The 12,237-nt window shown below is 28.4% G+C and carries 12 protein-coding genes and 2 pseudogenes; 3 read left to right on the forward strand and 11 right to left on the reverse strand.

The window, feature by feature from the left end; all coding sequences use genetic code 11:
* Window positions 1–4 precede the first annotated feature (4 nt).
* The 7 genes and pseudogenes from BV55_RS0105095 to BV55_RS0105125 form a co-directional block, all read right to left on the reverse strand.
* Window positions 5–1,858: a sensor histidine kinase gene (locus BV55_RS0105095; protein WP_029451738.1), complete on the reverse strand. Its 1,854-nt coding sequence runs from the start codon at window positions 1,856–1,858 to the stop codon at window positions 5–7.
* Between the two features lie 200 nt (window positions 1,859–2,058).
* Window positions 2,059–2,310, reverse strand: a complete 252-nt coding sequence (rpsR, locus tag BV55_RS0105100) for a 30S ribosomal protein S18 (RefSeq protein WP_372443416.1) — start codon at window positions 2,308–2,310, stop codon at window positions 2,059–2,061.
* A gap of 164 nt (window positions 2,311–2,474) precedes the next feature.
* A pseudogene (locus tag BV55_RS0105105) lies at window positions 2,475–2,801 on the reverse strand (single-stranded DNA-binding protein); the annotation flags it as partial.
* A gap of 13 nt (window positions 2,802–2,814) precedes the next feature.
* A complete protein-coding gene (gene rpsF / locus BV55_RS0105110) occupies window positions 2,815–3,102 on the reverse strand; it encodes a 30S ribosomal protein S6 (protein ID WP_029451741.1) in 288 nt (95 codons plus the stop codon).
* Between the two features lie 109 nt (window positions 3,103–3,211).
* On the reverse strand, window positions 3,212–3,391 hold the full coding sequence (locus tag BV55_RS0105115; protein ID WP_029451742.1) for a DUF951 domain-containing protein: 180 nt from the start codon (window positions 3,389–3,391) through the stop codon (window positions 3,212–3,214).
* 28 nt (window positions 3,392–3,419) lie between these two features.
* Complete coding sequence (locus tag BV55_RS0105120) at window positions 3,420–4,298, reverse strand: mechanosensitive ion channel family protein (RefSeq protein WP_029451744.1); 879 nt, start codon at window positions 4,296–4,298, stop codon at window positions 3,420–3,422.
* Between the two features lie 22 nt (window positions 4,299–4,320).
* Window positions 4,321–4,569 carry a putative Se/S carrier protein gene (locus tag BV55_RS0105125; RefSeq protein WP_029451745.1) on the reverse strand — a complete coding sequence of 83 codons (249 nt, stop codon included), beginning with the start codon at window positions 4,567–4,569 and terminating at the stop codon, window positions 4,321–4,323.
* 274 nt (window positions 4,570–4,843) lie between these two features.
* Between BV55_RS0105125 and BV55_RS0105130 the strand changes: the two genes are divergently transcribed.
* From BV55_RS0105130 to yyaC, 3 genes are all read left to right on the forward strand, one after another.
* Window positions 4,844–5,998, forward strand: coding sequence for an aminotransferase class V-fold PLP-dependent enzyme (locus tag BV55_RS0105130; RefSeq protein WP_029451747.1), 1,155 nt, complete (start codon window positions 4,844–4,846; stop codon window positions 5,996–5,998).
* A 3-nt stretch (window positions 5,999–6,001) separates the two neighbouring features.
* Complete coding sequence (ytvI, locus tag BV55_RS0105135) at window positions 6,002–7,057, forward strand: sporulation integral membrane protein YtvI (RefSeq protein ID WP_029451748.1); 1,056 nt, start codon at window positions 6,002–6,004, stop codon at window positions 7,055–7,057.
* Between the two features lie 72 nt (window positions 7,058–7,129).
* Window positions 7,130–7,711 (forward strand): spore protease YyaC, encoded by a 582-nt coding sequence (gene yyaC / locus BV55_RS0105140; protein WP_029451749.1) that lies wholly within the window; start codon window positions 7,130–7,132, stop codon window positions 7,709–7,711.
* Between the two features lie 103 nt (window positions 7,712–7,814).
* Here the strand turns inward: yyaC and BV55_RS0105145 are convergent, their stop codons facing one another.
* From BV55_RS0105145 to BV55_RS0105160, 4 genes and pseudogenes are all read right to left on the reverse strand, one after another.
* Window positions 7,815–8,315: a DUF4446 family protein gene (locus BV55_RS0105145; protein WP_029451750.1), complete on the reverse strand. Its 501-nt coding sequence runs from the start codon at window positions 8,313–8,315 to the stop codon at window positions 7,815–7,817.
* Between the two features lie 84 nt (window positions 8,316–8,399).
* Complete coding sequence (locus BV55_RS0105150; RefSeq protein WP_029451751.1) at window positions 8,400–9,257, reverse strand: ParB/RepB/Spo0J family partition protein; 858 nt, start codon at window positions 9,255–9,257, stop codon at window positions 8,400–8,402.
* Window positions 9,250–9,987, reverse strand: a pseudogene (locus BV55_RS0105155) (ParA family protein); the annotation flags it as partial. The gene BV55_RS0105150 and the pseudogene BV55_RS0105155, both read right to left, overlap by 8 nt.
* Window positions 9,988–10,102: 115 nt before the next feature.
* Window positions 10,103–11,431, reverse strand: coding sequence for a hypothetical protein (locus BV55_RS0105160; protein ID WP_029451753.1), 1,329 nt, complete (start codon window positions 11,429–11,431; stop codon window positions 10,103–10,105).
* Window positions 11,432–12,237 lie beyond the last annotated feature (806 nt).

Consider the following 12,237-nt stretch of genomic DNA (forward strand, 5'->3'; position numbering starts at 1 on the left):
CCTCCTAATTTTCTTCATTTATAGGTAAAGCTATGATGAATTCACTACCCTCTCCCAAAGTACTGTCACACCATATTTCTCCTTTGTGTATCTCTACTATTTGTTTACATATTGAAAGTCCAAGTCCTGTACCCTTATTTTCGCTATCTTCTGGACGAATTTGAACAAACCTTTCAAAAACCTTATCTAAATAATCTTCTGGTATACCAATACCTGTATCCTTTATTGATATATATATCTTAGAATCAGACTTATAAGCTCTTACATTTATTTTATCTTCATATAAAGAATATTTAATTGCATTAGAGATTAGGTTATTAACAACCCAGGTTAACTTTTCAAAATCACCCATTATTGCCGGTAATCCATTTTGTACTTCATAAGATAAGTCAATTTTCTTACCTTTTGCTAAATTATAAAATTCTTTTGTAGAATTTTGAATTATACTTTTTACATTGCAAGACTTAAATACAAACATGGATTTATCATACTCTAACTTTGAAAGTTTTAAAAGATCATTAACTAAAGCTAAAAGCTTTTCTGAATCTTCTTTAATTGTATCTATTACTTCCCTTTGCTTACTATTTATTTCTCCTAAGCTGCCCTCTGTAAATATACTAGTTCCCATCATCAATGAGGTTAATGGAGTCTTAAATTCATGAGATATAGTAGATATAAATTCTGTCTTCATATTTTCAATCTGCTTTAATTGAGTAACATCTTGAAACACAACAACAACTCCATTTACTTTTTCTTCATCATCACTATTAGCCACCCTTGTTACGATTACATTAAAATAATATTCCTCACCTTTTATATGAAAATTAATTATCTCTTCTTTATGTTCATTAGTACTATTTATTACTTTATAAGATCTAGATATATAATCAAAAATCTTTCCTTGATCTACAGCTTCTAAAAAGTGCTTATTTAATACCTTCCTCTCTTCTATATTAAAGAATTCTTCAAAAGCTTTATTTAATAAGGTTATCTTATAATTAGTATCTAATACTATAAGTGGTGTAGATGAGCTTTTAACTATAGCCATAGTCTTATTTCTCTCTTCCAGTAACTTTCCTAAAGTACTTCTTTCAAATTCATATAACCTTTTAGTCATATTATTAAATTCTTTTGCCATTACGCCTATTTCATCCTCTGATATTATTGGTGATTGTTGATTTAAGTCTCCCTCTTTAACCCTTTTTATAGTTTCAGTTAAAAGATGTATTGGTTTGAGTACCTTATCCAAGTAATACTTAGATAGTACAAATCCCCCTATCACTGCGAAAATTGAAATTATTAATATTAAATACATAGAATTTTGAGCATCGTTAGTTACCTTATCTTTATTATTTAACATAGATTGTTCATTTAAAGATCTAATATTATTTAATGTGTTTCTTACACTATTTTCTGTTTGTATCATTGTGTCATTGTAAAACATTACCGCCTCTTCCAACTGTGAATTTCTTGCAATAATTTGAAGTGATGAAAAGTCTTTAATATATTCTAAGTACTGTTTAGACAGTTCCTTTATAAGTTCTTCTTCACCTTTTTCTGTAACATTTTTTGCCTCTATATTGTAAAATTTAAAAAATTCATCGCTTTCTTTATAAAACTCATCAATATTATCTTCGGTATTATTATATATGCTAGATATGACTATTAAATCTAACTTCTCCAAGGATTCAGACATGTTATCGGAAGCCTTTATACTTTTATAATTATCAACCATAAGTCCATCAATAGAGTTTTTTAAATTATATAAATTAATTACTGAGCATATACCAACTATACCAATTGTTATTACTAAAGATAAATATACTAATGTTATCTTCTCTTTAAACGTCTTATTCATAAATATTCTCCTTAAAAGTTTAACATTATACAATTTTATACTATAAATTAATTTAAGTATATTCTTTACTTGTTTATGCTTCAATAGTCTATACCATACATAATTTAAAAAGCACTACATAATAACTAATTTTAAGTTAGTTTTACTATACAGAGCAAAAAAATAAACCCCATCCTATGATGAGGTTATACTTTAACCATTTATTGTTCTGTTGTAAATGGTAATAATGCTATGTTTCTTGATCTCTTTATAGCGCCTGTTACTTCTCTTTGATGCTTAGCGCAAGCTCCGGAAATTCTTCTTGGAAGAATCTTTCCTCTTTCAGTTATAAACTTTCTAAGTTTATTTACATCTTTATAATCTATACTTCCAGACTTATCCATACAGAAGGTGCAGACTTTTTTCTTAGAACGTCTCATTTTTCCGCCGCCGCCTCCGCCGCTTCTTCTCATGCCGTCTTTTTGATCTCTACTCATGCTATTTCCTCCTTACATTTAAATTAAAATGGAATGTCCCCATCATCAACAGGGGTCATATCATCATCACTGAACTGTTGTGGTCCTCCAAAGGATGTTCCTCCTGAAGACGAACCTTGGTTAGAATTGCCTCCAAATGTTGCTTCCTTGTTGCCCCATTCTAAGAATTGGACTTCATCAGCTACAACCTCTGTAACATATCTTCTAGTACCATCTTTGGCTTCGTAAGACCTAGTTTGAATCCTACCGCTTACTCCCATGAGTTTACCTTTATTCATGTAGTTTGCAGTGGCTTCTGCTTGCTTTCCCCATACCACAACGGGTATAAAGTCTGCTTCTTTTTGAGCAGCTTTAGGATTATACCTATCTACTGCTAAGGTCAATGTGGTAACTGCTGTCCCGTTTCCTGGAGTAAACCTCAATTCAGGATCTTTCGTCAATCTTCCGATTAAAACTACTTTGTTCAATTAACCCACCACCTTATTCTTCTTCTTTAACTATGATATGTCTTACTATACCATCAGTGATTCTGAATATTCTATCTAATTCTTTAGGTAATTCAGGATTAGCACTGAAGTTTATCAAAGTGTAGTATCCTTCATTAACTTTCTTAATTTCATAAGCTAATTTTCTTTTGCCCCAGAAATCAACATTGTCAACTACTCCACCATTAGTTTCTATTACACCTTTAAACTTTTCGATATTAGCTTTAACAGCCTCTTCTTCCATTGTTGGATGTAATATAAATATAGTTTCATACTTTCTCATTGCACTTCACCTCCTCCCCCCGGACTAACGGCTGTGATTTTATCACAGCAGGGATCACGTCAAATAATCTTACCATAACTTAATTTCAAAGTCAATATGATTATTTTTATTAAAGTATCTTTTTAATATCTTTTTCAAATTTACTTCTAGGAATCATAACTATTCTATCGCAGCCCTTACACTTTATCTTAATATCTGCTCCAACTCTTATTATTTGCCAGTCATAACTTCCACAAGGATGTTGTTTTTTCATTTGAACTACATCACCTAGATTAAAAGTTTTATCCATTACTTATCCTCTCCATCCCATACTTTTTTTAAACATTATTTAAACTATCGCTTTTTATTACTACTCGCTTTGGATAAGGAACTTTAATTTTATGCAGATCTAAATTGTCTTTAATTTCTTTTCTTAATGCATTTTCAGCTTCCCACTGTGTCATAGGTTTAGCTCTTCCTACAACCCTTATAGTAAATCCAAACTCTTTTATAGCTGTGACACCAATAACCCTAGGTCCATCTACCATATTGTCATTATTTTTGAAGTTTTCACATATAGAATTTAATATATCTACTACATTATCTATATCTTCTTCTCTTGCTATATCTACATCAACAAGAACTCTTATTGATCCTCTAGAATGGTTTGTAACTGTATTTATATTACCATTAGGTATAAGATGTAAGTCTCCATTGAAGTCCCTGATCTTAGTTAATCTAAGGCCTATCCCCTCTACAATTCCACTCTTATCTTCAATATCAATGTAGTCACCTACTGCAAACTGATCTTCAAATAAAATAAAAAATCCATTTATAATATCTTTAACAAAGTTTTGTGCTGCAAATCCTATTGCTACTCCACCTATTCCAGCAAAAGTAAGACTTATAGGTCCTACTATTTGAGTTAATATAGATGCTACACCAAAAAAGTATACTGTATACCTTAATATACTTTTTAGAAGAGTTCCAAGGGTACTAGCTTTTTTAAAATCCAGTGAGACTTTCATTTTGCTTTGCTTTTTAATAAATTTATCAATAAACTTAGTTCCAAGCTTAACCATAATAAACATTATAACTATTATAAAAACCACATTTAATATTTTAAATAAAAATCCTTGAATCTTTTCTATGGATATCCAAAATTTACCTACACCTATAAATTGATCATTAAATTGAAAAAAAGAACTTAATAACATAATTCCTCCTGAACGTAAATATTTATATTAATTGTTCAAACTTATCTTCACTTTTGTAATAAAGATTCTTTATATGTATTTCACCATTATCTATGATATTCCTAATTAAATCGTAATTATCCTTTGAAAACTTTATGCTGATGCCACAGCTTTGTGTTATATAAGTAGGTGTTGGCATTATTATAACTTTAACACCCTTATCTTTTAATATCTTTTCTGACTCTATTGCATCATGTGTATTTTTAAATACTATTAAATAATAATCTTTCATAATTCATATTCAGTGATAAGCCGTTATCACTAAAGTTTCCCTCCTTTTATTTTAAAATTCACATATTTTATGCTTATTATACTTTAAGCTAAATTCATTGTCAAACAAGTAGATTCAAGCCTTATAACATTAGAATCATTCTTTTATTTTAAAAAACTTCTACTAGGCTCTTATAATCTAATATTAAAATATATTTTAACATTAGATTGCTGAAAAATATCCGTCTATGAATTATAATAGTAGTATACTAATAAATATTAGGAGGTAATTTACAATGAAAGTTTATCTTGATAATGCTGCTACCACTTACCCAAAACCACCCTCTGTACACACCGAGATGCTTACTTACTTTACAAACATTGGTGCAAGTCCTGGAAGAGGAAGTTATTCTTCAGCCTTAGAAAGTAGTAGACTTATATATAAATGTAGGGAATCCTTATGTGCTCTTTTTAATTTCCCTAAACCTGAAAATGTAATATTTACATACAACGTTACAGCTTCATTAAATATGCTAATTAAAGGAGTTGTAAAAAAAGGGTTTCATGTAATAACTACATCTATGGAGCATAATTCTTCTTTAAGGCCTTTATTTCAACTAAAGGACAACTTAGATATAGACTTAGATATCTTACAATGTGATGGTAATGGTGTTTTAAATATAGACGAATTCGAAAATCTTATAAAGCCAACTACAAAATTAGTAGTTATAAATCATGCTTCTAATATTATAGGATCTATACAACCTATAGAGGCTATAGGAAGAATATGTGCCAAAAATGATATTTTCTTTATTATAGATGCAGCTCAAACTGCTGGTGTTATAGATATTGATTTCGAAAAGGTGGGCTGTAGTGCACTAGCTTTTACTGGTCATAAAAGTTTACTTGGACCTCCCGGCATAGGTGGATTTTTAATTTCTGATAAATTAAATGAAGCTTGTGATCCTATTATAACTGGTGGAACTGGTAGCTTATCTTCAAGTGTTTATCAGCCATCCTTTTTACCAGATAAATTTGAAAGTGGAACTATGAATACTCCTGGAGTTATGGGCCTTTTAGCTGGAATAGAGTATATAAATTCTGAAGGCATGAATTCAATAAAGGAAAGAGAAGATGATCTTTGTGATTTATTTATAAACTCTATTTTAAATATGGATAAAGTCAAACTTTATGGTCTTAAAAGTTCTAAAAATAGAACTGCAGTAATATCTTTAAACTTTAACGATATAGACTCCTCTGAAGTTTCATATATATTAGATTCTGAATTTGGTATAATGACTAGAACAGGACTACATTGTGCCCCACTAGCACATAAAACCATAGGAACTTATCCTGAAGGAACGTTAAGATTTAGTATAGGACCCTTTAATGACAAAAAGGATATAAACTATACAATTGACAGTTTATATAAAATATTAAGGAGTAGCTAAATTATGACACAACTTTTAAATAAAACTAATAAACTATTACTATTTTTTGTAGCATATACTTTAGCATTTATATTATTCTTTAAAACACTACCTTATACACTACCCTTTGTTCTAGCTTTAATCTTTGCTTATTTGCTTAGAAAACCTACGCGGTATCTAGTAAATAAATTTAAACTTAAAGCATCATTGGCATCAATACTTACAACCTTAGTGTTTTTTACCGCAATAATTTCTTTATTATCACTTACCATATCCTCAATGATAAAGGAAATAATAACACTAACTAAAGGTATTCAAACTTATATTGATTCTAATTACTATAATATACTAGATATGTTTTCAAAGCTCCAAAATAACTTTAACGATATAGATCCTTATATTTTAGATACAGCTAAAAATTACTTTTTAAATTCAATTTCAGGAATTCTTAATTCAACTGTAAATATTGGTACATCTATCGTAGGTTATTTGATTAATATATTAGCATATATACCCTATATAGGTATGGTAATTGTTTTTACACTTTTAGCTACTTATTTTTTCACTAAAAAAGTAGTTACACACAATGTACCTTTTGTTTCTACTATTAAAGAAAATAATAACTCTGATAAAGCTTTAAAAGTATTCAACCATGGTAAGAAAATGTTACTTAGTTATATAGGCTCTTATGGAATCATTATACTAATAACTTTTCTTATAACCTTAACTGGATTTTTAATTCTAAAAGTTAATTATGCTTTAATATTAAGTATCCTTTGTGCATTATTCGACCTGTTACCAGTACTAGGTATGCCACTTATATATTTTCCACTTATAATCTATAATCTAATTATAAAAAATTATTTCATAGCCATAGCCTTACTCATATTATACCTAGTAGTATTTATTACACGTCAGATAGTTGAGCCAAAGATAGTATCTTCATCTTTAGGTATAGACCCTGTAGCCGTTCTAGCCGCTACCTTCATAGGTTTAAAGGCTAATGGAGTTACTGGATTAATATTTTGTATGTTTTTAGTTGTATTTTATAATGTATTTAAAAAGGTAGATATACTATAAAATATTCTTTGATTTTATAGTTGAATAAAAATACTCCTTAATGGATATAATTCCAAAAAAGGAGTATTTTTTATGATTGAAAATTTATCTTTTGATTCAAATGATAAAAGGTCTGTAGTTTTAATATCAAATTATCTTTCTAATATAATTTCCAATGAATCAAATAAAGGCAATCCAATAGTGTTTTTATGTATTGGAACTGACCGTTCAACTGGAGATAGCCTTGGACCTTTAGTAGGCAATAAGCTTAATTTACTAACTAGAAATAACTTAAATATTTACGGAACCTTAAAAAATCCCATTCATGCTAAAAATTTAACAGAAACCATGAATGAAATTAATACCACCTTTAATTCTCCATATATAATTGCAATTGATGCTTGTCTAGGTAAATTAAATAGCGTAGGTAACATTTTCATAAATAATGGACCACTCTATCCTGGAACTGCTTTAAATAAGAACTTACCACCTGTAGGTGATTTAAGCATAACTGGAATAGTAAACATTTATGCTAGTATAGATTTTATGATACTACAAAACACTAGATTATATAATGTGATGAAATTAGCTGATGTTATATCCACATCTATCCATCAAGCTATAATAAAGTCTGATTTATGCATAAACGGCTCCCAAATAAAACTACATAATTAGCTTTTAAATCTCTCACCTAATATTAAGTAAAATAGATATTACTTTCTAACCATAAAATATACCTCCAATTAAAATATGTTTTAATTGGAGGCATATTTCATAGCTATTTCTCTTCAATAGCTTGATTTAAAACTTTTAATTCTTCTTCAGATAAATCATACCTAGATATGCCTTTATCTATAGGCTTAGCATAGGTTGTACTTTCATTTCTTCCATAAATGCCTGTAATTATGACACCATCATTACTATAGTTCAGTAATGCTATAGAAAAACTTAAATCACTTCCTACATCTTCAAATGCTTTATACCTTATAACAGCTACCTTTTGTATACAATCTTTTAACCTTAATTCCATACTATCATACATTGTTTTAACTTCTTCTGCTATGGATCTACCTTCTTCTACTTTATCTAAATAAAGATTTATTAACTCCTCTATATTTTTATTTTTAGATCCTCTCATAAACTTTCTATATTTTTGTTCTAATTTTCCTAATGATTTAAATAATATAATTATAAGTATTAAAAATATTAAATTTATAACTAGTAACCCTATTATTATGTAAGGTTGCTGATCCCCTATTGTTTTTAGTATATCTTGCAACTACTAATCCTTCCTTTCTATGTTTCACGTGAAACATTTTAAGATTTATAAGTATTCATATTTTATAATCATTTAAACTTTTACCTATGATTGTTTTGACTCTATTTTCATCATATCTAAAATTCTTTGAAGATCTTCCTCTGAGTAATACTCTATTTCTATTTTTCCCTTGTTATTTTTCTTAAAATTAATATTAACCTTAGTATCAAAATAATTTTGAAGCTTTTCTTTTATTTCATTATAATATGGATTTATAGGTTTATTAACTTCTATAGTTGTATTATCTTTGTTTATATCTTTTATTATCTTTTCAATATCTCTAACTGTAAGCTCCTCATCTATTATCTTTTGAGATAACTCATATTGTAAATTTTTATTAGCTACAGCAAGTAACGCTCTTCCATGACCTTCGGATATTACTCCCTCTTTTAAATAATCTTGTACTCTATCATCTAAGTTTAGTAATCTAAGCGTATTTGAAATTGCCACCCTAGATTTACCTATTCTTATACTCAATTCTTCTTGTTTTAAATTAAACTCTTGAGTAAGCCTCCTATATGCTAATGCCTCTTCTATAGGATTTAAATCTTCTCTTTGTATATTTTCTATAAGAGATATTTCTAAAACTTCTTTGTCCGTAAGATCCATTATTATCACTGGTACTTCTTTTAATCCAGCTAGTTTAGCTGCCCTCCATCTTCTCTCTCCAGCTATAATCATATAACCATTCTTAACACTTTTAACTACAATGGGTTGTATAATACCATGCTCTTTTATAGATTCAGCTAAAGAAGAAAGTTTTTCTTCATCAAAAATTTTACGGGGTTGTTTGCTATTTGGCTTAATTAAATTCATAGAAATAATACTTTTATTTTCATCTTCATTTAATTCTTCAGGAATAAGGGCACTGAGGCCCTTTCCAAGGCCTGACCTTTTAGCCAATACTATCCCCCCCTTGTCTTTTTATAAACTCTTTAGCTAAATCTTCATAAGAAGATGCACCTCTACACTTATTATCATAAAGTGCAATTGGAAGACCATAGCTAGGTGCTTCTGCTAACCTTATATTTCTAGGTATTGTTGTATCGTAAACCTTATCTTTAAAGAATTTTCTTACTTCTGAAACAACCTCATTTGCAAGTTTTACCCTACTATCATACATACTCATTAAAATACCTTCTATTTCTATATCTTTATTTAATGACTTTTTAACCAATTGAATGGTGTTTACAAGTTGTCCTACTCCTTCTAATGCATAAAATTCACATTGTATTGGTATAAGCACTGAATTGCATGCAGCTAAGGCATTAATTGTTAAAAACCCTAAAGATGGTGGGCAGTCTATAAATATATAATCAAATTTATCTTTAACTTGATCCAGCTTATCCCTTAAAATCACTTCCTTATCTTTTTTATTCATAAGCTCTACCTCAGCACCTGCAAGTTCCATAGTTGATGGTATTACATATAAATTTTTAATTAATTCTGATTCTAATATTGCTTCTTCTGCAGATATATCAGATGATATAACATCATAAGCTGAATATTTAAGGTTCTTTTTATCGATACCAAGTCCACTAGTAGTATTTCCCTGAGGATCTATATCTATTGCTAGTACCTTATATCCCTCTAATGCAAGATATGAACATAAATTAATATTGGTTGTTGTTTTGTAGGATAGGAAAAAGACGCCTTACTATATTTCTATAATTGGTTTTCTAAGACCCTCCACCGAACCGTACGTACACCTTTCAGCGTATACGGCTCTCTAATTACCCTAAGTAAATCTATATTTTTTGTGTTTTTAGTCTGTTGCTTAAATATGGTGTTTTATTTTCTTGATTATAACTTTCTTGATGAGAAAAGTTATATCTTTTTATATACTTTTCTTTAACTGCTTTTATTGATATGTTTTCTTTTAAAGCTATTGTACTTATCATACTATTTTTATGATAATATCTAAATCGTCTCATCTTGTAATTAACATCTTCAGCATATTTATAATATTCATAAATATAATCTATTTCAAGAGTATATAACCTTATAATGTCTTCACGCTTTAAATTTATTCTTTTCCCTATATAGGAAGGTTTATTTTCTTTTTTGAAATTATTAATTGAAGTATTCATAACTTTAGAACTAACTAAAATCTTTGTAAAGGATTCTTTGTTTCTAAATCTAATATTATAATTAAAAAAATCTATATTGTTTGAGTCTTTTAATTGATATTCTTCAATATCCATATATTTTAATTGTTTTAACCTGTAATTTAGATCTTTTAAAAATCCTTTCACATCACCACCAGGCTTTATCATTAAAAGTGCTTCATCATAATAGCATACAGCACTGACATTTACTCTATTTAAATTTATTAATTCTTCAATTATATTTCTTAATTTTAAGAAATATAATTGATAAAGACTAGCACTAACGTGGCTATCTTTATCTATATACATATAATATAAATCATCATTTTTTACTATTTCATAAAACCTTAAATAATTTGATTTAATAAATAAATCTATAAGTGCTTTCAACCTTCCATCATCTATTTTATCATTAATAATACTTGTTAAAATATCTATTTGTTTCACGTGAAACATTTTATTTAAATTAATCTTTACCACCTTATAATAGTATATGTGTTTTATACCTTTTAAATAACTAATTACATCTTCTTTTTTATCTAAAATCTTAAAGAATTCTTCTTTATTTAAATTAGAAAAGTAAATATTATCTAACACCTGCTTTAATACCTTTTGAATTATATAATCCTCTATTGCTCCTTCATTAATATACATATTCAATAAAGCATCTTCTTTAAATTTACTAATATCCGTAGACTTTAATAAATATATATATTTATTGTTAATAATGCAATTTAAGTCTTTAGGATTATACTTTTCTGTCTTTAATCGGAATATAATATTTTGTACTAGTTTATCAATATCTATATTTTCTTTAATTGTATACTCTTTGAATATTTCATTTTTACTTATCTCATCAATAACACCATAATAAAAGTCTAAATTGAATAATTGTCTATAGATTCTATTAAATTTGAATTCTATAGGCTTTTTACTTAGTATTGACAAAATCATATCAGCTTTTTGCATTTCGCATACCTCCATAATTCTGCAATTGGTAATCTGCTTCCCTTCGCCCTGTAAGCGGCTTTCCCGCATCCGAATTTACGGCATTCCCTGTTAATTCAGGTTTCTCTGACTACTACGAAAGCTCCGTAACCATATCAAATATTCAAGGAACTACATCCTATAGCCTTTAATGGCATTTTGACTTAGGCTATCTCCGTTTAGATTTATAAACAAAAGATATAACTTAGGCTCCTGTTCGCTTCTCTAGGCTATTATATTATAGCCCTGGAAAGGTTAGAGAGTATAAAAATCATAGGAAAAATTTTTATAAACCTTATCTAATAAATTTTTATTACCTGGCGATTCAGGCAAGAGAAACTAGGTTTAAAGCAGTTTAGCCTTGGCCCTATTATATCATTGGTCTTGCAATAACCTTCAATATTATTGAAATTAATGCTTTTCTGGCATGCTATTGTCCTTTTTGTAGTTTCCTATAAAAAGTAAGCCAGCTAACCAAATAAACATCTCTCTAGTTTAATATCCTATAGGACGTTGTTTAAATACCCTTTACGGACGCACTCCTACTCCGCCTTTTTGATTAAAAATACATATCATTTTCATAATTTAGCTTTCATATACTAATTACTCGTTATTATATTTAGTATACTTAAGCAACACCCCCTCTCTCTTATCCTCATTATATATTCTACTCCCATATAATTAAAGCCTAATTTAAATATTTATTTGTTTCACGTGAAACATTTTATTTTTAATATAAAAAAACATCCTCATATTACATCTTTACGTATAATATATGAGAATGTACC

Origin of the sequence: Clostridium algidicarnis, from assembly GCF_000703125.1 — a bacterium.
Classification (GTDB): Bacteria; Bacillota; Clostridia; order Clostridiales; family Clostridiaceae; genus Clostridium_L; species Clostridium_L algidicarnis.

Excerpts from the sequence above, each read along its gene's own strand:
- BV55_RS0105095 (WP_029451738.1), bottom strand. The coding sequence starts at position 1,858 with ATGAATAAGACGTTTAAAGAGAAGATAACATTAGTATATTTATCTTTA.
- rpsR (WP_372443416.1), bottom strand. The coding sequence starts at position 2,310 with ATGAGAAGAAGCGGCGGAGGCGGCGGCGGAAAAATGAGACGTTCTAAG.
- rpsF (WP_029451741.1), bottom strand. The coding sequence starts at position 3,102 with ATGAGAAAGTATGAAACTATATTTATATTACATCCAACAATGGAAGAA.
- BV55_RS0105115 (WP_029451742.1), bottom strand. The coding sequence starts at position 3,391 with ATGGATAAAACTTTTAATCTAGGTGATGTAGTTCAAATGAAAAAACAA.
- BV55_RS0105120 (WP_029451744.1), bottom strand. The coding sequence starts at position 4,298 with ATGTTATTAAGTTCTTTTTTTCAATTTAATGATCAATTTATAGGTGTA.
- BV55_RS0105125 (WP_029451745.1), bottom strand. The coding sequence starts at position 4,569 with ATGAAAGATTATTATTTAATAGTATTTAAAAATACACATGATGCAATA.
- BV55_RS0105130 (WP_029451747.1), top strand. The coding sequence starts at position 4,844 with ATGAAAGTTTATCTTGATAATGCTGCTACCACTTACCCAAAACCACCC.
- ytvI (WP_029451748.1), top strand. The coding sequence starts at position 6,002 with ATGACACAACTTTTAAATAAAACTAATAAACTATTACTATTTTTTGTA.
- yyaC (WP_029451749.1), top strand. The coding sequence starts at position 7,130 with ATGATTGAAAATTTATCTTTTGATTCAAATGATAAAAGGTCTGTAGTT.
- BV55_RS0105160 (WP_029451753.1), bottom strand. The coding sequence starts at position 11,431 with ATGCAAAAAGCTGATATGATTTTGTCAATACTAAGTAAAAAGCCTATA.